This is a genomic window from Streptomyces sp. CG4, from assembly GCF_041080655.1.
GTDB lineage: Bacteria > Actinomycetota > Actinomycetes > Streptomycetales > Streptomycetaceae > Streptomyces.
Window position 1 is genome coordinate 2,488,123 of record NZ_CP163525.1, and the last position, 22,763, is coordinate 2,510,885.

At 71.3% G+C, this 22,763-nt stretch carries 21 protein-coding genes and 1 pseudogene; 8 read left to right on the forward strand and 14 right to left on the reverse strand.

Annotated elements, in window-relative coordinates; all coding sequences use genetic code 11:
• Window positions 1-83 precede the first annotated feature (83 nt).
• Complete coding sequence (locus tag AB5L52_RS11305) at window positions 84-1,364, reverse strand: extracellular solute-binding protein (protein ID WP_369363740.1); 1,281 nt, start codon at window positions 1,362-1,364, stop codon at window positions 84-86.
• A gap of 324 nt (window positions 1,365-1,688) precedes the next feature.
• On the opposite strand from AB5L52_RS11305, the gene AB5L52_RS11310 reads away from it, so the two are divergent.
• Window positions 1,689-2,489 carry a GntR family transcriptional regulator gene (locus AB5L52_RS11310; RefSeq protein ID WP_351015780.1) on the forward strand — a complete coding sequence of 267 codons (801 nt, stop codon included), beginning with the start codon at window positions 1,689-1,691 and terminating at the stop codon, window positions 2,487-2,489.
• 91 nt (window positions 2,490-2,580) lie between these two features.
• Here AB5L52_RS11310 and AB5L52_RS11315 read toward each other — a convergent pair whose 3' ends face one another.
• Entirely contained in the window at window positions 2,581-3,498 is a 918-nt protein-coding gene (locus AB5L52_RS11315; protein WP_369368853.1) for an LLM class flavin-dependent oxidoreductase, read from the reverse strand.
• 238 nt (window positions 3,499-3,736) lie between these two features.
• Complete coding sequence (locus AB5L52_RS11320) at window positions 3,737-4,162, reverse strand: DUF6299 family protein (RefSeq protein WP_369363742.1); 426 nt, start codon at window positions 4,160-4,162, stop codon at window positions 3,737-3,739.
• A gap of 238 nt (window positions 4,163-4,400) precedes the next feature.
• Here AB5L52_RS11320 and AB5L52_RS11325 point away from each other — a divergent pair, with 238 nt between their 5' ends.
• Complete coding sequence (locus tag AB5L52_RS11325; RefSeq protein ID WP_351563863.1) at window positions 4,401-4,595, forward strand: DUF5999 family protein; 195 nt, start codon at window positions 4,401-4,403, stop codon at window positions 4,593-4,595.
• 114 nt (window positions 4,596-4,709) lie between these two features.
• On the opposite strand, the gene AB5L52_RS11330 is transcribed toward AB5L52_RS11325, so the two are convergent.
• Window positions 4,710-5,108, reverse strand: a complete 399-nt coding sequence (locus AB5L52_RS11330) for a RidA family protein (protein ID WP_351015791.1) — start codon at window positions 5,106-5,108, stop codon at window positions 4,710-4,712.
• Window positions 5,105-6,241 carry an acyl-CoA dehydrogenase gene (locus AB5L52_RS11335; RefSeq protein WP_351015794.1) on the reverse strand — a complete coding sequence of 379 codons (1,137 nt, stop codon included), beginning with the start codon at window positions 6,239-6,241 and terminating at the stop codon, window positions 5,105-5,107. The genes AB5L52_RS11330 and AB5L52_RS11335 overlap by 4 nt, the downstream gene beginning before the upstream one ends.
• 244 nt (window positions 6,242-6,485) lie before the next feature.
• Here AB5L52_RS11335 and AB5L52_RS11340 point away from each other — a divergent pair, with 244 nt between their 5' ends.
• Both AB5L52_RS11340 and AB5L52_RS11345 read left to right on the forward strand, forming a co-directional pair.
• The gene (locus tag AB5L52_RS11340; RefSeq protein ID WP_369363744.1) at window positions 6,486-8,078 is read left to right on the forward strand and encodes an AMP-binding protein; all 1,593 of its coding nucleotides are present in this window, start codon (window positions 6,486-6,488) and stop codon (window positions 8,076-8,078) included.
• 15 nt (window positions 8,079-8,093) lie between these two features.
• The gene (locus AB5L52_RS11345) at window positions 8,094-8,906 is read left to right on the forward strand and encodes a PaaX family transcriptional regulator C-terminal domain-containing protein (RefSeq protein WP_351015800.1); all 813 of its coding nucleotides are present in this window, start codon (window positions 8,094-8,096) and stop codon (window positions 8,904-8,906) included.
• 18 nt (window positions 8,907-8,924) lie between these two features.
• Here the strand turns inward: AB5L52_RS11345 and AB5L52_RS11350 are convergent, their stop codons facing one another.
• The 3 genes from AB5L52_RS11350 to AB5L52_RS11360 form a co-directional block, all read right to left on the reverse strand.
• Entirely contained in the window at window positions 8,925-9,083 is a 159-nt protein-coding gene (locus tag AB5L52_RS11350; protein ID WP_369363746.1) for a hypothetical protein, read from the reverse strand.
• A gap of 88 nt (window positions 9,084-9,171) precedes the next feature.
• A complete protein-coding gene (locus AB5L52_RS11355) occupies window positions 9,172-11,439 on the reverse strand; it encodes a bifunctional salicylyl-CoA 5-hydroxylase/oxidoreductase (protein WP_369363748.1) in 2,268 nt (755 codons plus the stop codon).
• 6 nt (window positions 11,440-11,445) lie between these two features.
• Window positions 11,446-12,273, reverse strand: a complete 828-nt coding sequence (locus AB5L52_RS11360) for an enoyl-CoA hydratase family protein (protein ID WP_351563870.1) — start codon at window positions 12,271-12,273, stop codon at window positions 11,446-11,448.
• Between the two features lie 296 nt (window positions 12,274-12,569).
• Here AB5L52_RS11360 and AB5L52_RS11365 point away from each other — a divergent pair, with 296 nt between their 5' ends.
• Complete coding sequence (locus tag AB5L52_RS11365; protein WP_351015810.1) at window positions 12,570-13,025, forward strand: ATP-binding protein; 456 nt, start codon at window positions 12,570-12,572, stop codon at window positions 13,023-13,025.
• Here the strand turns inward: AB5L52_RS11365 and AB5L52_RS11370 are convergent.
• The 6 genes from AB5L52_RS11370 to AB5L52_RS11395 all read right to left on the reverse strand — a co-directional run bounded on the left by AB5L52_RS11370 (window position 12,982) and on the right by AB5L52_RS11395 (window position 21,244).
• Entirely contained in the window at window positions 12,982-14,430 is a 1,449-nt protein-coding gene (locus tag AB5L52_RS11370) for an amino acid permease (protein ID WP_369363750.1), read from the reverse strand. The genes AB5L52_RS11365 and AB5L52_RS11370 overlap by 44 nt on opposite strands.
• Window positions 14,431-14,540: 110 nt before the next feature.
• Complete coding sequence (gene argF, locus AB5L52_RS11375; RefSeq protein WP_369363752.1) at window positions 14,541-15,569, reverse strand: ornithine carbamoyltransferase; 1,029 nt, start codon at window positions 15,567-15,569, stop codon at window positions 14,541-14,543.
• A 61-nt stretch (window positions 15,570-15,630) separates the two neighbouring features.
• Complete coding sequence (locus AB5L52_RS11380; RefSeq protein WP_351015818.1) at window positions 15,631-16,854, reverse strand: arginine deiminase; 1,224 nt, start codon at window positions 16,852-16,854, stop codon at window positions 15,631-15,633.
• A 114-nt stretch (window positions 16,855-16,968) separates the two neighbouring features.
• Window positions 16,969-19,509 carry a polynucleotide kinase-phosphatase gene (locus AB5L52_RS11385; protein ID WP_369363754.1) on the reverse strand — a complete coding sequence of 847 codons (2,541 nt, stop codon included), beginning with the start codon at window positions 19,507-19,509 and terminating at the stop codon, window positions 16,969-16,971.
• Complete coding sequence (locus AB5L52_RS11390) at window positions 19,506-20,972, reverse strand: 3' terminal RNA ribose 2'-O-methyltransferase Hen1 (protein ID WP_369363756.1); 1,467 nt, start codon at window positions 20,970-20,972, stop codon at window positions 19,506-19,508. Before AB5L52_RS11390 ends, AB5L52_RS11385 begins: the two co-directional genes overlap by 4 nt.
• A 41-nt stretch (window positions 20,973-21,013) precedes the next feature.
• Entirely contained in the window at window positions 21,014-21,244 is a 231-nt protein-coding gene (locus AB5L52_RS11395) for a winged helix-turn-helix domain-containing protein (protein ID WP_369363757.1), read from the reverse strand.
• A gap of 140 nt (window positions 21,245-21,384) precedes the next feature.
• On the opposite strand from AB5L52_RS11395, the gene AB5L52_RS11400 reads away from it, so the two are divergent.
• The 3 genes and pseudogenes from AB5L52_RS11400 to AB5L52_RS11410 all read left to right on the forward strand — a co-directional run bounded on the left by AB5L52_RS11400 (window position 21,385) and on the right by AB5L52_RS11410 (window position 22,712).
• Complete coding sequence (locus AB5L52_RS11400; RefSeq protein WP_369363760.1) at window positions 21,385-21,684, forward strand: hypothetical protein; 300 nt, start codon at window positions 21,385-21,387, stop codon at window positions 21,682-21,684.
• A 69-nt stretch (window positions 21,685-21,753) separates the two neighbouring features.
• Window positions 21,754-22,095 (forward strand): annotated as a pseudogene (locus AB5L52_RS11405) (transposase); the annotation flags it as partial.
• Window positions 22,096-22,172: 77 nt separating this feature from the next.
• Window positions 22,173-22,712 carry a GNAT family N-acetyltransferase gene (locus AB5L52_RS11410; protein WP_369368854.1) on the forward strand — a complete coding sequence of 180 codons (540 nt, stop codon included), beginning with the start codon at window positions 22,173-22,175 and terminating at the stop codon, window positions 22,710-22,712.
• The last annotated feature ends 51 nt before the right edge of the window (window positions 22,713-22,763 follow it).

A 22,763-nucleotide genomic window follows, 5' to 3' on the forward strand; every position in this document is an offset into this window, starting at 1 on the left:
CGTGGCCGTACGAACTCCCCGTGCCGTACGTGCGGACGGCGCGGGGAGCCGGGGGCGCCTGCGGCGGCGCCCCCGGCGGGTCATCAGTTCTGCTGGGCCAGGCGCTTGTTGATCTCGCCCTCGACGTCCTTGGCGGCCGCGGCCGGGTCCTTACCGGTGAGCACCGCGGTCATGTAGGACTTGATCGGGTTCGGGGTGTTCTCCACCGCGGCCCACTCCGGGATCAGCGGGGTGGTGCCGCCGCCCGCGGCGGCGGGCGCGGCGGCCTCGGCGGCGGCGTTGCCCTTGAGGTTGCTCTGCAGGGAGGTCTTGTTGGGGACGATGCCGTTGAGCTTGGCCAGTTCGCCCTCGTACTGGTCGTTCAGGGCGATCTTCAGGAACTCCTTGGCCAGGGACTGCTTCTTGCTGTTCTGGGCGACGGCGAGGTTGGAGCCGCCGAGGAAGACGCCCTCGGGCTTGTCGGCGGTGGCGCCGGGGATGGTGAAGTAGCCGAGGTCCTTCTCGATGGACTTGTCGGTCTGGATGGCGGTGCCGGCCTCCCAGCCCATGCCGATCATGGCGCCGGTCTTGCCCTTGGCGAAGATCGTGGCCTGCTGCGGGGTGGCCTCGTCCTTGTCCTTGGGTGCCTTGGAGTAGGCGGCGTACTTCTTGTAGATCTCCATGGCCGCGGCGACCTTCGGGTCGGCGAGGTTGGAGACGTACTTGCCGCCCTGCTTCTTCACCAGGTCGCCGCCCTGGCCGATGATCAGGCCGTCGAGGAAGTACCAGTTCTGGCCCGGCAGGTAGAGCGGCTCGGCGTCGGTCTTCTTGCCGATGGTGTCGAGGTCCTTGAAGAACTCGTCGCGGGTCTTCGGGGTGGCCGTGATGCCGGCCTTCGCCCAGATCGCCTTGTTGTAGAGGACGACGCGGTTGGCGAAGTACCAGGGGGCGGCGTACTGCTTGCTCTCGTACACCGAGGACTGGGAGAGCGAGGGCGTCCAGTCGGCGCCGATCTCCTTCTTGACGTCCGAGAGGTCGGCGAGGCCGCCGGTGGCCGCATAGGCGGGGGTCTGGGTGTTGCCGACCTCCAGGACGTCCGGCGGGTTGTCCTCGGAGAGGGCGGTGGTGATCTTCTGCTGGATCCCGTCCCACTTCTGGATCTCGAACTTGACCTTCGCGCCGGTCTTCTTCTCGAAGGCGGCCTGGACGTCCTTGGTCCACTGCGGCGGCGCGGAGCCGGTCATGGTCCAGACCGTCAGCGTCTGGCCCTTCCAGCTGTCCGGTCCCGCGTCCTTGCCACTGTCCTTGCTGCTGTTTCCGCCACACGCCGCAACGGAGACCATCATGCCCGCGATCACGATCGCGGCAGCGAGCTTGCGCTTCACGCCACCCTCCTCAGGGATGCCTCTGACCCCCCACGCCCTCGGCGGTGACCTGCGTACGACGCTGTTGCACGTAGGGCTCGGGACCTGGCCACTAATGGTGTAGACCAGTACGGTGGAGCTTGGCCTAGACCTTTCGGGGTGTCAAGGGTGGTCCGGGAAGGCGATTCCGGCCGTTACGAGAACGTCACCGGAGGGCGTCCGTCCGCATCCGCACCTTTCGCCCCATCCTCCGAACGGACCGGACCCGCACCGGCGGGTTGGACTAGACCATAGGGCAGTTGGTCGCTATAACGGGAGACCGTCGACACAGCCGGGAAGGCAGGCATGACCACCGACGTCAGCAGCGCCCAGCCGCACAGAGGGGCGTCCGGCCGCACCGCGCGCGTGCCGAAGTACTACCGGATCAAGCAGCAACTGCTCGCCATGGCCGAGGAGCTGCGGCCCGGCTCGGCCATGCCGGCCGAGCGACTGCTGGCCGTCCGCTTCGACACCTCACGGACCACCATCCGGCAGGCGCTGCAGGAACTGGTCGGCGAGGGCCGCCTCGACCGCATCCAGGGCAAGGGCACGTTCGTCGCCCAGCCCAAGCTGTACCGCACCCTCCAGCTCACCTCGCACACCGAGGACATGCGGGCCCAGGGCCTCACCCCCGCCTCACAGGTGCTGGACATCGGGGAGGTGCCGGCGGACGAGCGGCTCGCGGGCCTGCTCGGTATCGCCGTCGGCGAGCGGGTGCTGCGCATCGAGCGGCTGCGGCTGGCGAGCGGCGACCCCATGGCGATCGAGACGACCCACCTGTCCACCCGCCGCTTCCCGGGCCTGCGCGGCTCCCTGGCCACGTATCCCTCGCTGTACACGGCGCTCGCCGAGGTGTACGGCGTGCACCTCGCGGAGGCCGACGAGACCATCGAGACCTCGCTGTCGACTCCGCGCGAGGCGCAGTTGCTCGCCACGGACGTGGGGCTGCCGATGCTGCTGCTGTCCCGGCACTCACGGGACGCGGAGGGCAGACCGGTGGAGTGGGTGCGGTCGGTGTACCGGGGATCGCGGTACAAGTTCGTGGCGGCGCTTCGCCGGCCGGCGGGGGGATCGATGGTCCGGCGGGGGCAGGAGGTGCCCGGCTAGCAGGCGATGGCGGATGGTCGCACGTCCCGGCCGGGAGGGAACCCGACTTCCTTGCCCGCTCGCCGAGTTCGGGCTCCGTCATCCGCCTCTGTCACGACTGCGTACTCTCCACGGTGACGGACGGGCCGAGGGCGCGTACCGCGGGCAGCAGCACCTCGGCGATCTCCTTCAACTGGGGCTCGGGGTCGAGGGATCCGATGCGTACGACCAGGTGGCGGGCGCCGGCCCGGACGTAGCCGCCGAGCCACTCGGCACACTTCTCGGCGCTGCCCCAGGCGTAGGCCTGGATGCCGCTCATCTGCTCCGGGGAGCGGCCGTAGTAGCGGCTGATGTAGTGCTCCAGTTCGGCCTTGGCGGCCGATTCACTGCCGTTCACGGTGATCGTGGCGTACAGCGCAGGGGTGACCGTGCGGCCGGCCTCCGCGGCGAGTTCGGCGATACGGCGGCGGGCGCGGGCGTAGGCGTCGACGTCCGGGAGGTAGGGAAGCCAGCCGTCGTAGCGCGTCGCCGCGCGGGCGAGCACCCTGGGGGTGTCGCTGCCGGCCAGCCAGAGGGGCGGGCCGCCCGGCACCGCCGGTGCGGGGAGCCGGTCCAGGTGTTCCGCCTGCCAGAACTTCCCGTCGAACTCGGTGGGTTCGCCGTCCTCGCCGGAGCGCCAGGCCGTGCGCCACAGTGCGGTGATCTCGTCCAGGCGACCGGCCCGGCCCTGGTAGGAGGCGCCGACCGAGGCGAACTCCTCCTCGGTCTCGGCCAGCGGGAAGCCGGAGCCGAGGCCGAGAACCAGCCGGCCGGCGGCGACATGGCTGAGACTCGCGATCATGTTGGCGCCGATGAGGGGGTGGCGCAGGGCGGGGGTGAGGGCGGCGGTGCCGACGGTGATGCGGTGGGTGACCGCCGCCACGGCCGACAGCACGACCAGGGGGTCGAGGCGGGGGCGGGCGGTGAGGAAGTCGCCGGTCCAGACGGAGTCGAAGCCGAGGGCTTCCGCCTGGCGCGCGAAGTCGAGCAGGGGGGGCGGCTGCGTAGCTGCCTTTGATCGCCTGTTCCCGGGCGGGCAGCTGGAGTCCGATCCGCAGGGACTCTACGCTCATGATCAAGTCCTTTTCCGCTGGGCGACGTTGAAACACTGTCACATGGCCTGGCCCAGCGGATCTCCGGGGTGCTGCAGACGAGCCGGTGGGTGCCGGCGCCGGACCCGCGGCCCCCGGCACCCCTTCGTGGCGGCCGGCTCGGCGCCGACCCGCCCCTCACTCCTGGTCGAGCGTGATGTCCCGGTCCTCGACGGCGTGGAAGTCCGGCAGCAACAGCAGGCCGCCGGAGCGCAGTTCGGTGACCGTCGCCCGCACATGGGCCTTTCCGGCCTTGAGGGGGTTCGGCGAGATCTTGCTGGTGTTCTCCCAGCGGTGCTCGGCACCGTCGCACTGGGCGGCGGCGCCCCCGATGCCGTACACCGTGGCGCGGTCGCCCTGGCTGATCGTGGAGCTGACGAAGGTCACACCGTCGGCCCCCGTGCAGCGATAGGTGCCGCTGAGCGTGATGGTGCCGTCCTTGGCGACATGGCCGGTCTTGTCGATGGTCAGGGTGTCGGTCGAGTCGGCGGCAGCGGGGGCGACGGCGGCGCACAGCAGGGCGGCGGCACCGAGGGCCGCGGCGAGGGCGGGGCGTGCTGGCATGAGGGGTACCTCCCGGTGGGGATGTGCTGCGGGCTACCACTGGTACCGGCCGGCCGGGCGGCCCGGCGTGACCGTCACTCCTTCGGTGGCGCGTCCCGGCACCGTCCGGGAGTTGTCCGGGTGTTGTCACGGTTCACCGCGGGCGGTTCCGGGGCGTTCACGCCGGGGGGCATGGTCTGGGTATGACGGGCTGCGGCCGCATCCGCCGGCCCCTCACATCCCGATGTGGAGGTGCGTCATGTGCTCCGACCAGTCCTCGTGCCCCGCGTCCGGCCCCGCCCCGCGGCACCCGGTGGCCGCCCATCCCGAGCAGGGTTGGACCTTGCTGTGCGACGGCTCGATCGTCTTCGACGACAGCGGCGAACTGCACCCGGACGGCAGCGTGGTCCCGCCGTGCCGGGTCCCGGCAGACCGCCTCGCGGTAGCGGCCTGAACCCTCACCCGGCGCCCGCCGTGGCTGCCCGAGCGGTCATGGCGAGCACCCTGGCGACCTGAACCTTCTACCGGCGCCCACCGTGCCTGCCCGAGCGGTCATGGCGCGCGCCGTCTACGGCAGCACCGCGAACCCGTCCAGTTCCACCAGCGCCTGTTCGTCCCACAGCCGTACGACCTGCACGACCGCCATCGCCGGATAGTCCCGGCCCGCCGACTCCCGCCAGATCCGGCCGAGTTGTCGGGCATGGACGCGGTACGCGGCGACGTCCGTGGCGTAGACGGTGACCCGGGCGAGGTCGGCGGGGGTGCCGCCGGCCGCGCGCAGGGCCGTGAGGAGGTTGCCGAGGGCCCGCTCGAACTGCTCGGGGAGCGTGTCACCGACGACCTTGCCGTCGGCGTCGAGGGCGGTCTGGCCGGCGAGGAACACCACGCGGGAGCCGGCGGCGACGACGGCGTGCGAGAAGCCCGTGGGCGGGGACAGCTCGGGCGGGTTGACGCGCTCGGTCGTCACGGGGCCTCCTGGCGGTGGGTCCGGGTGTACAACTCCTTGGCGATGATGCCCCGTTGGACCTCGCTGGCGCCCTCGTAGATGCGCGGGGCCCGTACCTCGCGGTAGAGGTGTTCGAGGAGGTGGCCCTGGCGCAGGGCGCGGGCGCCGTGCAGCTGGACCGCGGTGTCGACGACGTACTGCGCGGTCTCGGTGGCGAGCAGCTTGGCCATCGCCGCGCGCCCCGGCACATCGGCGGCGCCCGTGTCGTACGCCGTCGCCGCCGCGTACACCATCAGCCGGGCGGCCTCCGTGCGCAGCGCCATCTCGGCGACCTGGTGGGAGACGGCCTGCAGGTCGCTCAGCCGGCCGCCGAAGGCCTCGCGGCGGCCGGTGTGGTCGAGGGTGGCGTCGAGCGCGGCCTGGGCCATGCCGACCGCGAAGGCACCGACGCTGGGGCGGAACAGGTTCAGGGTGCCCATGGCGACGGCGAAGCCGCGGTCTCTCTCGCCGAGCACGTCGGCCGCGGTGACCGGGACGGCGGCGAAGTCCAGGGCGCCGATGGGATGCGGCGAGAGCATCTCCAGTGCGCTGCCGGTGAGCCCGGGCCGGTCGGCCGGGACGAGGAAGGCGGTCACGCCGCGGGCGCCGACGCCCGGGGTGGTACGGGCGAAGACGGTGTAGAAGTCGGCCTCGGGGGCGTTGGAGATCCAGCACTTTTGGCCGGTGAGGCGCCAGCCGCCGGTCCCGTCGGGCTCGGCCGCGAGGGACAGCGCGGCCGCGTCCGAACCGGCGCCCGGCTCGCTCAGCGCGAACGCGGCGACCGCGCTGCCGTCGGCGACCCGGGGCAGCCAGCGTTCCTTCTGGGCGGGGCTGCCGTGGGCGTGCACCGGATGGGTGCCCAGGCCCTGCAGGGCGAGGGCAGTCTCGGCCTCGGTGCAGGCCTGGGCGAGGGACTCGCGCATCAGGCACAGGTCGAGCGCACCGGAGGTGAACAGCCGCTCCAGCAGCCCGAGTCGGCCGAGTTCGGTGAGGAGCGGCCGATTGACGTGTCCTGGTTCTCCCTTGTCGGCGAGCGGCCGCAGCCGCTGCGCGGCCAGCGTGCGCAGCTCGGTACACCAGGCGGTTTGCTCTGGTTCGAGCGAGAATGCGGGCACTGCCGGTCCTCCCTCCGGGAGGGGCCGCCACAGCCCTTCCCTGCGCCGTCCGGGGGCGTCTGCCTGCCCCCTGTTCCTGCCGGGGGGGACCTCGGTCCCGCCCCCCTCGTCACCCTTCCGACGTTATCGCGCAAGCTTGACTGCCGTCACCAAGACGATACGCTCGTTGGGCGAGCCCACCAGGACGCCGGTGCCCACCACGACGCCCGTCTCGACGTCTGTCACGGCAAGGGGGCGAACCGCCATGCATCGCTCGGCCCACGTCGACACCTTCGCGCGCGACCATCTGCCGCCGCCGGACGAATGGCCCGAGCTGCGGTTCGACCTGCCGGAGCTGCGCTACCCCGGCCGGCTGAACTGCGCGGCGGAGCTGCTGGACCACGCCGACCCGGGCCGCCCGGTCTTCCACACCCCGGACGGCCCGACCTGGACGTACGGCGAGCTGCGTGCGCGGGTCGACCGGATCGCCCACGTCCTCACCGGCGACCTGGGCGTGGTCCCCGGCAACCGGGTGCTGCTGCGCGGCCCGACCACGCCCTGGCTCGCGGCCTGCTGGCTGGCCGTGCTGAAGGCGGGCGCGATCGCCGTCACGGTGCTGGCCCAGCAGCGCCCGCACGAGCTGGCCACGCTGTGCGACATCGCGCTGGTGCGGCACGCGCTGTGCGACATCCGGGCGGTGGACGACCTGGCGAAGGCCGACATCCCCGGGCTGCGCATCACGACGTACGGCGGGGACGGCCCGGACGACCTCCTCGGCCGCCCCGGGCCCGGCACGCCGTACCGGGCGGTCGACACCGCGGCCGACGACGTGGCCCTGATCGCGTTCACCTCGGGGACGACGGGTCACCCGAAAGGGTGTATGCACTTCCACCGCGATGTGCTGGCCATAGCCGACACCTTCTCGCGGCATGTGCTGCGGCCCCGGGCGGACGACGTGTTCACGGGCAGTCCCCCGCTCGGGTTCACTTTCGGCCTGGGCGGCCTTGTGGTCTTCCCGATGCGGGCCGGCGCCAGCTCCCTGCTCCTGGAGCAGGCCGGCGCCCGCCAGTTGCTGCCCGCGATCGCCGAGCACCGCGTCTCGGTCCTGTTCACCGCCCCGACCGCCTACCGCGCCCTGCTGGAGCAGCTCGACGGCTACGACGTCTCGTCGCTGCGGCGCTGTGTGTCGGCCGGCGAGAACCTGCCCGCGGCCACCTGGCAGGCCTGGCACGAACGCACCGGCATCCGCATCATCAACGGCATCGGCGCCACCGAGCTGCTGCACATCTTCGTCTCCGCCGCCGACGACGCCATCAGACCGGGCACCACGGGCCTGGCGGTGCCGGGCTGGCAGGCGCGGGTGCAGGACGCGCATGGCGCGCCGGTGCCCGACGGGAAGCCCGGACTGCTCGCCGTGCGCGGCCCGGTCGGCTGCCGCTATCTCGCCGATCCGCGCCAGCGCGGATATGTGCGCGACGGCTGGAACATCACCGGCGACACCTACGTCCGCGAGCCCGACGGCTACTTCCGCTATGTGGCCCGCGCCGACGACATGATCATCTCTGCCGGGTACAACATCGCCGGACCGGAGGTGGAGGACGCGCTGCTGCGCCACCCGGACGTGGTGGAGGCGGCGGTCGTGGGCCGCCCCGACGAGGCACGCGGACAGGTCGTCGTGGCCTACACGGTGCTGCGCAAGGGGGTCCCGCGCGACCCCGAGCCGCTGCGGGCCTACCTCAAGGCGGAACTGGCGCCGTACAAATGCCCGCGCGAGTTCGTCTTCCTGGACGCCCTGCCCCGCACGGCCACCGGCAAACTCCAGCGGTTCCGGCTGCGCGACGAAGGTGACCGGCAGTGACGCCGACGACCTAAAATGATCAACGTGTCCGAGCAGCACGCCCCCAGGTCCCTCATCGTCACGCTCTACGGGGCGTACGGCCGCTATCTGTCCGGCCCGATGCCCGTCTCCGAGCTGATCCGCCTCTTGGCCGCGGTCGGTGTGGACGCGCCCTCCGTCCGTTCCTCCGTGTCCCGGCTCAAACGGCGCGGCCTGCTGCAGCCGGCCCGTACGGAGCAGGGTGCGGCGGGCTATGAACTCTCCCCGGAAGCACGCCAGTTGCTGGAGGACGGCGACCGGCGGATCTACGCGACCGCGCCCGTGGCGGACGCGGGCTGGGTGCTCGCGGTGTTCTCCGTGCCCGAGTCGGAGCGGCAGAAGCGGCATGTGCTGCGCTCCCGGCTGGCGGGCCTGGGCTTCGGCACGGCGGCCCCCGGGGTGTGGATCGCCCCGGCCCGGCTGTACGAGGAGACCCGGCACACCCTGCGCCGGCTGCGCCTCGATCCGTACGTCGACTTCTTCCGCGGCGAGCATCTCGGCTTCGCGCCGACGGCCGAGGCGGTCGCCCGCTGGTGGGACCTGGCCGCGATCGCCAAGGAGCACGAGCGCTTCCTGGACGCGCACGCCCCGGTGCTGCGCGCCTGGGAACGCCGTACCGGCACCCCGCCCGAGGAGGCCTACCGCGACTACCTCCTCGCCCTCGACTCCTGGCGCCATCTGCCCTACACCGACCCCGGCCTGCCCACCGAGCTGCTGCCGGCGGGCTGGCCGGGCGTGCGCTCGGCGGAGGTGTTCCAGGGACTGCACAGGCGGCTGCGGGACGCGGGGGCCGAGTTCGTGGGGCTGTGACCCGGGCTCCGAGGCGGGTCAGGCGCAGAACCGGCAGTACAGCTGCGCCCCGGCCGCCCTGGCCCGCTGCGCCAGGCCGACGAACATGCGCACGCATTCCGCCGCTTCCTCGTAGTCCCAGCTCCCGCTGTCCCAGGCGGTCCCGGCCAGGGGATACGTCTCATGGGGGTAGGGCACTTTGTCCGGGTCGGGCCATCCCGGTCGGCAGCCCGGAAGTACTCGAAAATCACGCTCACGGGCCGAGTACAGCAGGCGGCACCGACCATCAGCCGTCCAGGGTCAGCCGGGGCTTCGGGGCGTCCGTGCGCCCGGTCTGCGGGCGCCGGCTGCCCGCCCGGTACGGCGCGGGCCAGCCGACGCCCGGTCCGTCGTACCCCTGCTCGGCCGCCGCGTGCAGGGTCCAGTGCGGGTCGTACAGGTGCGGACGGGCCAGCGCGCACAGGTCCGTACGCCCGGCGAGGATCAGGGAGTTGACGTCGTCCCAGGAGGAGATCGCGCCGACGGCGATCACCGGGACCCCCACCTCGTGCCGGATGCGGTCGGCGAACGGCGTCTGGTACGACCGCCCGAACTCCGGCTGCTCCTCGGCCACGACCTGCCCGGTGGAGACGTCGATCGCGTCCGCCCCGTGCGCGGCGAAGGCGCGGGCGATCTCCACCGCGTCCTCGGCGGTCGTACCGCCCTCGGCCCAGTCGGTGGCCGAGATGCGGACCGTCATGGGCCGCTCGGCCGGCCACACCGCGCGTACGGCGTCGAAGACCTCCAGCGGGAACCTCAGCCGCCGCTCCGGCGAGCCGCCGTAGGCGTCGGTGCGCCGGTTGGTGAGCGGGGACAGGAAGCCGGAGAGCAGATAGCCGTGCGCGCAGTGCAGTTCCAGCAGATCGAAGCCGGCCCGCGCGGCCCGCCAGGCGGCGGCCGTGAACTGCTCGCGGATGTCGGTGAGTTGGGCCCGGGAGAGCTGCCGCGGCACCTGGCTGCCCGGCTTGTACGGCAGGGGGGAGGCGGCGACGAGGGGCCAGTTGCCGTGGGGCAGCGGCTCGTCGATGCCGTCCCACATCAGCTTGGTGGAGCCCTTGCGGCCGGCGTGGCCGAGCTGTACGCCGATCGCGGTGCCGGGCGTCTGGGTGTGCACGAAGTCGGTGACCCGCCGCCATGCCTCGGCCTGCCGGCCGGTGTAGAGACCGGTGCAGCCCGGCGTGATGCGGCCCTCCTCGCTGACGCACACCATCTCGGTCATGACGAGCCCGGCCCCGCCGAGGGCGCGGGCGCCGAGATGCACGAGGTGGAAGTCGCCGGGGAGGCCGTCGGTCGCGGAGTACATGTCCATCGGCGACACCACGACCCGGTTGCGCAGGGTCAGACCGCGCAGCCGGAACGGGGTGAACATCGGGGGTGTGCCGGGCGGGCAGCCGAACTCGCGCTCGACCGCCGCGGTGAAGCGGGCGTCACGCAGCCGGAGGTTGTCGTGGGTGACGCGGCGGCTGCGGGTGAGCAGGTTGAAGGCGAACTGGCGGGACGGCTGGTGGAGATAGAGGGGCAGGTTCTCGAACCATTCGAGGCTGGCCCGGGCGGCGCGCTGGGTGGAGGCGACGACGGGTTTGCGCTCCTCCTCGTAGGCCGCCAGCGCGCTGGGCACGTCCGGCTGTTCCTGCAGGCACGCGGCCAGGGCCAGCGCGTCCTCCACGGCGAGCTTGGTGCCGGAGCCGATGGAGAAGTGGGCGGTGTGCGCGGCGTCGCCGAGGAGGACGACATTGCCGTGCGACCAGCGGTCGTTGACCACCGTACGGAAGGTCGTCCAGGCCGAGTTGTTGGAGCGCAGGGGGCGGCCGCGGAGGGCTTCGGCGAAGGTCTTGGCGCAGCGTTCGATGGATTCCTGGGGGGTGACTTCGTCGAATCCCGCCGCCTTCCACACCTCTTCGCGCATTTCGATGATCACGGTGGAGGCGTCGGCCGCGTACGGATAGCCGTGCAGCTGCAGCACGCCGTACTCGGTCTCGGCGATCTCGAAGCGGAAGGCGTCGAAGGGGAAGTCGGCGGCGAGCCAGATGTAGCGGCAGCGGTGCTCGGTCAGCGTCGGGCGGAACGCCTCGGCGTAGGTCTCGCGGGTGGTGCTGCGCACCCCGTCGGCGGCGATGACGAGGTCGTACTCGGCGGAGAGGGCGTCCGGGTGAGGGGCCTCGGTACGGAACTCGATCCGCACGCCGAGGGAGCGGCAGCGCTCGTGCAGGATCTCCAGGAGGCGGCGGCGGCCGAGCGCGGCGAAGCCATGGCCGCCGGAGCGGTGGGTGACGCCCCGGTGCACGATGTCGATGTCGTCCCAGCGGACGAAGTCCCTTTGCAGGGCCTCGAAGACCACGGGGTCGGCGTGCTCGATGCCGCCCAGTGTTTCGTCGGAGAGGACGACTCCGAAGCCGAAGGTCTCGTCGGGGGCGTTGCGTTCCCAGACCGTGATCTCACGGGTCGGGTCGAGCCGTTTCAGCAGCGCCGCCGCGTACAGGCCGCCCGGACCGCCGCCGGTGATCGCCACGCGCATGAAGGCTCACCTCCCCCGCCACTTCGGCGGGCGCTTCTCCGTGAAGGCCGCGTGGAACTCCGCGTAGTCCTCGCCGTTCATCAGCAGGGCCTGGGTCGAGGCGTCCAGTTCCACGGACGCCGCCAACGGCATGTCCAGCTCGGCTGTCAGCAATGCCTTCGTCTGGGCGTACGCCAGGGCGGGGCCGTCCGCCAGGCGGCGGGCCAGAGCCGCCGCCGTCTCGTCCACGCGGCCCTCCTCGGCGAGGTCGCTGATCAGGCCGATGCGCTCGGCCTCGGGGGCCCGGACCGGTTCGCCCAGCATGAGCAGGCGGGTGGCGTGGCCGAGGCCGACGACCCGGGGCAGCAGATAGGCCGCGCCCATGTCGCCGCCGGACAGGCCGACGCGGGTGAAGAGGAAGGCGAAGCGGGCGGTCGGGTCCGCCACGCGGAAGTCGGCCGCCAACGCCAGGACCGCTCCGGCGCCCGCCGCCACTCCGTGCACCGCGGCGATCACCGGGAACGGGCATTCACGGATCGCCCGTACGACCTGGCCCGTCATCCGGTTGAAGTCGAGCAGCTGGGCCGTGTCCATGGCGAGGGTGGCGCCGATGATCTCGTCGACGTCGCCGCCGGAGCAGAAGCCCCGCCCGGAACCGGCCAGCACCAGGGCGCGTACGGCACGCTCCCGGGACAGCTCGGCCAGCAGGTCGCGCAGGTCGGCGTAGGCGCCGAAGGTGAGCGCGTTGAGTTTCTCGGGGCGGGTGAGGGTGACGGTGGCGACCCCGTCGGCGAGCTGGACCCGTAGGTGCTCCCAGTCGGAGGTGCGGGCGGCGGAGCCGGTGAAGGGACTCATGACGTGCGGCCTCCTAGGGCGGCGGTGCCGTACGTTGCACTGTCCCTCGAAGTTATCACTTGTTTGTGACTGTCGTCATGAGTGCGCGACACGCCTCGGTCGGATTGGCCGAGTCCGGTCACGTGCGTCACCGGTCGTCGACAGCGCCGTAACAAGGGGCACGGACAGGCGAGGCGGGTCGTTCGCCGGGGTAAGCCGCCGGTACCGGGGCCGAAGGTCCCGGGCGAAGCCCGTCGACGGCCCCTGCGGCCGGGGCCCGTACCATTCCTACAGTTGAAAGCAGGACAGCCTGCTCCATGAACGGACTCGCCTTGCACGAACGCCCCATCGAATCGGCCTCCTGGCGCATCGCGCTGCCGCACACCGCAGCGGCGGTGCCCGTGGCCCGCGCCCTGGTGCGCACGGCCCTCGCCGAGGTGGAGCACACGGCCGACTGTGACACCGCGGAGCTGCTCACGGCGGAACTGGTGGCCAACGCGGTGGAGCACACCGCCGGGCGAGGCCCGATAGAGCTGGTGGTGGAGCTGCTGCCGACCGGCTGCCAGGTCGAGGTGCACGACCCGGACCCGGCGCCGCCCGGCCATCTGGCCCGCCCGGTGATCGAGGAGCCCGACGTCTGGCAGGAGGGCGGGCGCGGGCTGCTGCTGATCCGCGCCCTCAGCTCGTCCTGCGGTCACCGCCCCACGGAGTCGGGCAAGGCGGTGTGGTTCAGACTGCCTGCGGTTCCCGCTCAGCGGCGGCGCTCGGCGTGACCTCGGGGACGGCCGTGGCCAGCGTGGAGTGCCGGCGGCCGTAGCCGTAGTAGATGAGCAGGCCCACCGCGAGGAACACGGCGAACTGGATCCAGGTCTGCCAGCCGGTCTCGTACATCAGGTACAGGCAGAAGGCGACGCCGAGCAGCGGGCCCACGGGGTAGAGGGGCACCCGGAAGCTGCGGGTGAGGCCCGGTTCGCGGCGGCGCAGGGCGATGACCACGATGTTGACTACGGCCATGATGGCGAGCGTGCCGATGGTGCACAGGTTCATCACGGCGTCGAGGGAGGCGAAGGCCGCCGGGACCGCGAAGACGACGGCGACGATCAGGGTGCCGGCGACCGGGGTGGCGGTCTTCGGGTTGACCTTCTCGAAGACGCGCGGGATCAGGCCGTCGCGGGACATCGACATCAGGATGCGGGTCTGGCCGTACATCACGGCGAGGACGACCGAGGCGATGGCGACGACCGCGCCGAAGGCGATCACACCGCCGCCGACGGCGGAGCCGGTGACCTCGTTGACGACGTAGGAGAGGGCCGCGGGGCGGCCGGCGACCTGCTTGCCGCCGATGGCGCCGATCGCGGCGACCGCGACCGCGCAGTAGAGCAGGGTCACCAGGCCCATGCAGACCATGATCGCGACCGGGATGTCCCGGCGCGGGTTCTTCGCCTCCTCGCCGGCCGTGGTGATCGCGTCGAAGCCGATGTAGGAGAAGAACGCGGCGGTGGTGCCCGCGCCGATGCCGCCGAGGCCGGCCGGCGAGAACGGGGTGAGGTTGCCGTGCTTGAAGGCGCTGTAGCCGATGGCGCAGAAGGCCAGCAGGACGACCAGCTTCACGGCGGCCATGGCGGCCGTCGCCCGGGCGCTCTCGCGCACCCCGCGCACCAGCAGGACGGAGGCCATGGCGATGACGATCACGGCGGGGAGGTTGACGACCCCGCCGTCGCCCGGTCCGGCGGACAGCGCGGCCGGGAGCTGCCAGCCGGTCAGGCTGTGCAGCAGCTCGTTGACGTACTGGCTCCAGCCGACGGCGACGGCCGAGATGGAGATGCCGTACTCCAGCAGCAGGCACCAGCCGACCAGGAAGGCGGTGGACTCGCCGAGTCCGGCGTAGGCGAAGGAGTACGAGGAGCCGGAGACCGGGATCGCGCCGCCCAGCTCCGCGAAGGAGAACGCGGTGAAGACGCAGGTGATCGCGGCGAGGACGAAGGAGACGACGACGGCAGGACCGGCCTGGGCGACCGAGTCGGAGAGGCCGACGAAGATGCCGGTGCCGACGATGGCGCCGACGCCGAAGCAGATGAGCTGGAAGAGGCCCATGGTGCGCTTCAGGCCGTGTCCCTCGCGGTCGGCGCCGGATTCGGCGACCAGCAGATGCGGGGACTTGATGCGGGGAGCGGGCATGCGGGTGGTGCTCGTTTCTGGTGGTGCGGGCGACCGTGATGCGGTCGCGGCGGCGGCCCCGGCAGGGGTGGTGCCGGGCCGCCGGTCAGGATAAGGCCTGGTGACGTGGGTCAGGCAACGCTGTGTGACGTACCCGCCAGGGTGGCCACGAGGACCGCCTTGATCGTGTGCATCCGGTTCTCCGCCTCGTCGAAGACCACGGAGTGCTCGGACTCGAACACCTCGTCGGTGACCTCCAGCTCGGTGAGCCCGTGCCGCTCGTGGATCTCACGGCCGACGGCGGTGCCGAGGTCGTGGAAGGCCGGCAGGCAGTGCAGGAACTTCACGTCCGGGTTGCCGGTGGCGGCGAGGACGTCCATGGTCACGGCGTACGGGCCGAGCAGCGCGATGCGCTCGTCCCAGACCTCCTTGGGCTCGCCCATCGACACCCATACGTCGGTGGCGATGAAGTCCGCGCCGCGCACGCCCTCCTTCACCTCGTCGGTGAGCGCGATCCGGGCGCCGGAGGCGGTGGCGAGCTGCCGGGCCAGCTCGATGATCGTCTCGTCCGGCCACAGCAGCCGGGGCGCGACGATCCGCACGTCCATGCCGAGCAGGGCGCCGGTGACCAGGTAGGAGTTGCCCATGTTGTAGCGGGCGTCGCCGAGGTAGGCGAAGGCGACCTCGGCCAGCGGCTTGTCGGTGTGCTCGGTCATGGTGAGCACGTCGGCGAGCATCTGGGTGGGGTGCCATTCGTCGGTGAGGCCGTTGTAGACGGGGACACCGGCGTAGGTGGCCAGCTCCTCGATGACGCCCTGGCCGTGTCCGCGGTACTCGATGGCGTCGAACATCCGGCCGAGAACGCGGGCGGTGTCCTTCACGGACTCCTTGTGCCCGATCTGCGAGCCGGCCGGGTCGAGGTAGGTGGTGTGGGCGCCCTGGTCGGCGGCGGCGACCTCGAAGGCGCAGCGGGTGCGGGTCGAGGTCTTCTCGAAGACGAGCGCGATGTTCTTGCCGCGCAGGTACTGCGTCTCGGCCCCGGCCTGCTTGGCGGCCTTCAGCTCGGCGGCCAGCTCGACCAGGTCGCGGAACTCCTCGTCGGTGAAGTCCAGCTCCTTGAGGAAGTGGCGGCCGGCGAGGGCGGTCGGGACTGTCGCCATGGGGGCTCCAGATGACTAAGACTACAGGGGACCGTGGAAGTCTATACGACCTTTCACATTTTTATACGGCGTCTCGCTCCACGGGACAGCTCATGCACCGCGGTCCGCCCCGGCCCCGGCCCAGCTCGCTGCCCGGGATCTCGATCACCTCGATGCCCTGCTTGCGCAGGTGGGTGTTGGTCGTCGAGTTGCGCTCGTAGGCGACGACGACGCCCGGTTCGACCGCGAGGACGTTGCAGCCGTCGTCCCACTGCTCCCGCTCGGCGGCGTGCACGTCCTGGGTGGCGGTCAGCACCCGGATCTCGCCGAGGCCGAGGGCGGCGGCGATCGCGCGGTGCATGTGCTCCGGCGGATGGTCGGTGACCTTCAGCTCCTTCTCGCCGACCCCCGGTTCGATGGTGTAGGAGCGCAGCATGCCGAGCCCGGCGTACTGGGTGAAGGTGTCACCGTCGACCATGGTCATCACGGTGTCGAGGTGCATGAAGGCGCGCCGCTTGGGCATGTCGAGCGCGACGATGGTGCGCGCCGAGCCGGCCGCGAACAGCTTGTACGCCAGCATTTCCACGGCCTGCGGCGTGGTGCGCTCGCTCATGCCGACCAGGACCGCGCCGTTGCCGATCACCAGCACATCGCCGCCCTCGATGGTGGAGGGGTGGTCGGCCTGCCCCTGGGACCAGACGTGGAACGTCTCGTCGCGGAACAGCGGATGGTGACGGTAGATGGCCTCGAAGTGGACGGTCTCGCGCTGCCGCGCGGGCAGCCGCATGGCATTGATGGCGACCCCGTCGTAGATCCAGGCGGAGGTGTCGCGGGTGAAGAGGTGGTTGGGGAGGGGTCCGAGGAGGAAGTCGTCGAGGTCCATCACATGGAAGCGGACCGAGGTCGGCTCCGCGTGCGCCTCCAGGAACTCCCGCTTGGTCATCCCACCCACGAGCACCTCGGCCAGCTCGGGCGCGGGCAGGGCGGCGAACGCGGCGCGCAGATGGTCGGTGGCGAGGGGGCCGTACTCCTTCTCGTGGAAGACCCGGTCGAGGACCAGAGTGCGGGCCTCGGGCAGTTCCAGGGCTTCGGCCAGCAGGTCACCGAAGAGGTGGACGGCGACTCCGCGGTCCCGCAGGGCGTCGGCGAACCCGTCGTGCTCGGCACGCGCCCGGCGCACCCACAGCACGTCGTCGAAGAGGAGGGCGTCCTTGTTGCTGGGAGTGAGCCTCTTGAGCTCTAGGTCGGGCCGGTGCAGGATCACGCGGCGCAGCCGACCGGCCTCGGAGTCGACGTGGTATGCCATGCCTCCATCCTGGCCGCAGCCGCCCGTCTTCACGCCCTTCTCGACCGTTTCCGCCCCTTCCTGTTCTCGTCCCATTGACGAGAACAGGAAGGGTGCGGATACGGCGGCCCGGTCTCACAACCGTGGGTCCACCGGCTCCGACTCCAGGGCCAGCACCCCGAACACCGCCTCGTGCACCCGCCACAGCGGCTCCCCGTCCGCGAGCCGGTCCAGGGCCTCCAGGCCGAGGGCGTACTCGCGCAGGGCGAGGGACCGCTTGTGGTTCAGGAACCGCTGCCGGAGCCTGGCCAGGTTGTCCGGCCGGGTGTATTCGGGGCCGTAGATGATCCGCAGGTACTCGCGGCCCCGGCACTTGATGCCGGGCTGCACCAGCCGGCCCTCCGCGTTCCGGACCAGCGCGCCGACCGGCTTGACCACCATGCCCTCACCGCCGCGGCCGGTCATCTCCAGCCACCAGTCGACGCCCGCGCGCACCGACTCCGGGTCACCGGTGTCGACGTACAGCCGCCGGGTGGTCTGCAGCAGCCCGGTGCCGTCGTGCTCCACCAGCCGGTCGATCAGGGCCAGTTGCTCGTCGTGCGGCAGCGCGGCGAGGCTGCGGCCCTGCACGGCAAGGAGCTGGAACGGCGCCAGGCGTACGCCGTCCAGGCCGTCCGTGGTCCAGCAGTACCGGCGGTAGGCGGCGGTGAACGCGGCCGCGTCGGACGCGCGTTCCCGCTGCCGGTCCAGCAGTGCGCCCACGTCGGCGCCGCGCGCCGCCGCGGCCTCCAGGGCGGCCAGCGCACCCGGGAACACCGCGCCGGACGCGGCGCCGACGGCCGCGTACTGCGACCGCAGCAGCCCGGACGCCTTCAGCGACCACGGCATCAGCTCGGCGTCCAACAGCAGCCAGTCGGTGGCCAGTTCGTCCCAGAGCCCGGCGTCCGTGATCGCCGAGCGCAGCCGGCCGAGGATCTCCTCGGTCACCGTCTCGTCGTCGAAGAACGGCCGCCCGGTACGGGTGTAGAGGGACCCTGTGGGGCCGTCCACTCCGAAGCGCTTGCGTGCCGCTTCCGCGTCCCGGCACACCAGGGCCACGGCCCGCGAGCCCATGTGCTTCTCCTCGCACACGACCCGCTCGACGCCGTCCACCGCGTACTGCGCGAAGGCCTCGGCGGGGTGTTCCAGATAGCTCTCCCGGTGCGAGGTCGCCGTCGGCGCCATGGTCGGCGGCAGGTAGGGCAGCAGCCGCGGGTCGGTCGCGAAGCGGCTCATGACCTCCAGGGCCGCCGCCGCGTTCTCCTCCCGGACCGCCACCCTGCCCGCGTGCCGGGTCTCCACGGCCCTGCGGCCGTACACGTCCGCCAGGTCCAGCGGCCGGCCGTCCTGACCGCCGGGCGCCTCGGCGCGCAGCGGGCGCGTCGGCTCGTACCAGACCCGCTCGGCCGGTACGTCGACCAGTTCCCGCTCCGGCCAGCGCAGCGCGGTCAGCTTGCCGCCGAAGACCACGCCGGTGTCCAGGCAGATGGTGTTGTTCAGCCATGTCGCCTCCGGGACCGGAGTGTGGCCGTAGACCACGGCCGCCCGGCCTCGGTAGTCCTCCGCCCACGGGTAGCGCACCGGCAGCCCGAACTCGTCGGTCTCGCCGGTGGTGTCGCCGTACAGGGCGTGCGAGCGGACCCGGCCGGAGGTACGGCCGTGGTACTTCTCGGGCAGGCCGGCGTGGCAGACGACCAGCTTGCCGCCGTCGAGGACGTAGTGGCTGACGAGTCCTTCGAGGAACGCGCGGACCTGGTCCTTGAACTCCTGGCTCTCGCCCTCCATCTGCGCGATGGTCTCGGCGAGCCCGTGGGTGTGCTGGACCTTGCGGCCCTTGAGGTGGCGGCCGTACTTGTTCTCGTGGTTGCCGGGCACGCACAGCGCGTTTCCGGAGGCGACCATGGACATCACGCGGCGCAGCACACCCGGGGTGTCCGGGCCGCGGTCGACCAGGTCACCGACGAACACGGCGGTACGGCCCTCGGGGTGCACGCCGTCCACATAGCCCAACTTGGCCAGCAGCGACTCCAGTTCGGCCGCGCAGCCGTGGATGTCGCCGACGATGTCGAACGGGCCGGTGAGGTGGGTCAGGTCGTTGAAGCGCTTCTCGGTGACGACGGTGGCGCTCTCCGCCTCCTCGGCCCCGCGCAGGACGTGCACCTTGCGGAAGCCCTCGCGCTCCAGGTGCCTGAGCGAGCGGCGCAGTTCGCGGATGTGGCGCTGGATGACCCGGCGGGGCATGTCGGCACGGTCGGTGCGGGCCGCGTTGCGCTCGGCGCACACCTCCTCCGGCATGTCCAGCACGATGGCGATGGGCAGCACGTCGTGCCTCTTCGCCAGCTCGATCAGCTGACGCCGGGCGTCCTGCTGCACGCTGGTGGCGTCCACGACGGTACGGCGGCCGGCGGCCAGCCGCTTGCCGGCGATGTAGTGCAGGACGTCGAAGGCGTCCCGGGTCGCGCTCTGGTCGTTCTCGTCGTCGGAGACGAGACCGCGGCAGAAGTCCGAGGAGATCACCTCGGTCGGCTTGAAGTGCCGGCGGGCGAAGGTGGACTTGCCGGAGCCGGAGGCGCCGACGAGGACGACGAGGCAGAGGTCGGGGACGGGGAGGGTCCGTCCCGTGCGGTTCAGGGTCATGCCGCCTTCGCCTCCTTCTCGGTGTCGTCGCGGTGGAACAGGGCCATCTGGGTGGGCGGCCCCACGTCGGGGTCGTCCGGCCCGACGGGTACGAACTCCACGTCGTATCCGTGCCGTTCGGCGACCGCCTGCGCCCAGGTGCGGAACTCCTCGCGGGTCCACTCGAAGCGGTGGTCGCCGTGCCGGACGTGTCCGGCTGGCAGGGACTCCCAGCGGACGTTGTACTCCACGTTCGGGGTGGTCACGAGGACCGTCTTCGGGCGGGCGTGCCCGAACACGGCGTACTCCAGAGCGGGCAGCCGGGGCAGGTCGAGATGCTCGATCACCTCGCTGAGCACGGCGGCGTCATAGCCCTTGAGCCGGTTGTCGGTGTAGGCGAGAGAGCCCTGCACGAGCCGGACCCGGGACGCCTGCCGCTCCCCCATGCGGTCCAGCTTCAGCCGCCGCGCGGCGATGGTGAGCGCCCGCACGGACACGTCGACACCGACGATCTCGGTGAACCGCACGTCCTTGAGCAGCGCCTGCACCAACTGGCCCTGCCCGCAGCCCAGGTCGAGGACCCGGGCCGCGCCCGAGGCGTGCAGGGCCGCGACGATCGCGTCCCTTCGCCGCACGGCGAGCGGGGTCGGCTTCTCCTCCGCCTCGGTCTCCGCCTCGACGGCGTTGTCGAGTTGCTCGACCTCGCTGTCGTCGGCCTCGGCGAGCCGCACCAGCTCCAGCCGCTCCCTGGCCTGGCGGGTCAGCGACCAGCGGCGGGAGAGATACCGGCTGGTGATCAGCTGCTGCTCCGGATGGCCGGGCAGCCAGCCCTCGCCGGCCCGCAGCAGCTTGTCGACCTCGTCGGAGGAGACCCAGTAGTGCTTGGCGTCGTCGAGGACCGGCAGCAGGACGTACAGATGGCGCAGCGCCTCGGCGAGGGTCAGCGCCTCCGACTCCAGGACGAGACGGACGTACCGCGAGTCGCCCCACTGCGGGAACTGCGCGTCGAGCGGCACCGGGTCGGCGCTCACCGTCCAGCCGAGCGGCTCGAAGAGCCGTCGGACGAGATCGGCGCCGCCGCGGGCGGGCAGCGCGGGCACCTCGATGCGCAGCGGCAGCGGGGCGGCGGCCCGCTCGGGGCGGGCGGTGCACACCCCGCGCAGGGCGCTGGAGAAGACACCGCTGAGCGCGACGGCGAGCAGCGAGGAGGCCGCGTACGGACGGTCGTTGACGTACTGCGCGAGCGCCGCGTCGGGCGCGCCGCCGCGGCCCTTGCCCTTGCCCCGCCGGACCAGCGCGAGCGTGTCGATCTCCAGCAACAGCGCGGCCGTGCAGCGCCGGTCGTCCGCCTCGGGGTAGAAGACGTGCCCCGTGCCGTAGGACAGCTTGGTTGAGAACGGGTTGTCAGGGTGCTTATGGAGGAGAAACCCCAGGTCAGTAGCCGGGCGCTGCTCGTTGCCGGTAGTCGAGATCGTCAGGAACACGTGATCGAGTATGGGTGGCAGTGGGCCAGGTTGGTACTGGATTACGTGGGCTCTGAGACGAAGTAGCCACGTCCACTGATCACGTACACAACTCCCTCAGTGCGGAGCCTGGCCAGTGCTCGGGATGCCGTTGACTGCGACACGTCGAACTCTGCTGCCAGTGCCACAGTGCCCGGCACGCGCGCACCAGGGGCGTACATGCCCTCACGGATGCGTCGCCGGATCTCCTCTGCCACCTGTGGCCAATGCGGCTCTGCCCTGTTGATCTCCACCTATTCAGCGTGCGAGAGATTCACCCAACGCGCTATCGAGGTAGTCAGATACCCAGGTAGTCTGGTGAGCCAAGAAAGGACCCCCGCGACAGGGCGAACTGTCCGGGGGCGTGGCCACACCTGACGAAAGCAGGGATGACATGGCAGAGCGTAGCGTTGTCCGGCTGTTGCCGTTCTCTGGGCCGGAAGGGAAGAGGGCGCACCTGATCACTGACGGATCACCGACTCCCCTGTCCTTGCTGGCAGACAGGATCGAGAGCCAGCAGATCGAAACGGCAACGGTCATCGTGGAGTTGGCACGGCCGATGGTCGGTGAGGCAGCCGAGCTGACGGCAGGTGAGCTGAGGTGGATCGCCGGACGGCTGATCGAGAGCCTGACGGACGTACTGAACATCGCAGAGAGCCGGGGACAGAGGCTTCCGGAGTACGAGGAGGAGTAACTGATCGTTTCAGAATGAGTTGTGCTCGGTGGCCTTGTACTTGGCGATCTTGTCCGGCAGGGTATCCGGGTGCGTTCTGGTCTTGTTCCGGATGATCTGTGGGAGCGCGTGGCTCCGCTCTTGCCTCCCGTTCCTGAACGGCGCCGCCGCTATCCCGGACGCTTGCGCGTTGCGGACCGGACGGCACTCGCAGGCGTGCTGTACGTGTTGCGGACCGGTGTCGCATGGCGCGACGTTCCCACCGAGGTCGTGGGCTGCTCCGGGGTGACGGCGTGGCGCCGGCTGCGGGACTGGACCGAGGCTGGCGTCTGGCCCCGCCTGCACGCCGCCCTTCTGACTGAGCTGCGCCAGGCGGAGCTTCTGGAGTTGGACGACTACGCCGTGGACGGGTCGCATGTTCGGGCCCTCAAAGACATCTCAGAGGGATAAGAAGTCAAGAGGGACCGCGAGTCTTGATCACCACTGAGGCCGCTGATTGGCTGGCCAACATGAATGATCTCGGACCTGTTGCGTGGCCGCCTGCACCGATCAAGACCGAGAGGCTCGTGCTGCGTGAGCCCGAGGCCTGGGACCGTGCGGCGTTCATCGAGCTGCACGCCTCGTCGGAGGTGCACACCTATCTCGGCGGCCCTCGCCCGCGTGACGAGCTTGAGCGCGAGATGCCCGAGACGCCCGGGCGGCGGTCCGGGAGCTTCGTCGTCGATCTCGAAGGGGCGATGATCGGCCAGATCCTGCTCAGGAGAGCAACGGAGCACCTCTGCCCCACTGCCGTGGGGAAGGTCGATCTCGGCTACCTGTTCCTGCCGCGGGCGTGGGGATTCGGGTATGCCGCCGAGGCGTGCGCGGCGGCACTGGACTGGCTCGAAGACGTCCTTCCGGGTGAGCCGGTGGTGCTCGCCACCCAGACCGCCAACGTCCGTTCGATGCGCCTCGCGGCAAAGCTGGGGTTCACCGAAGCGGAGCGGTTCCGGGCCTGGGATGCCGATCAGTGGCTCGGCCTGCGGGCCCCGGTCACGCCCTCTGATTGAGTTCGCGCTCGACAGCGTGGCTCTGTCGAACTGCCGTCGTTCTCGTCGACG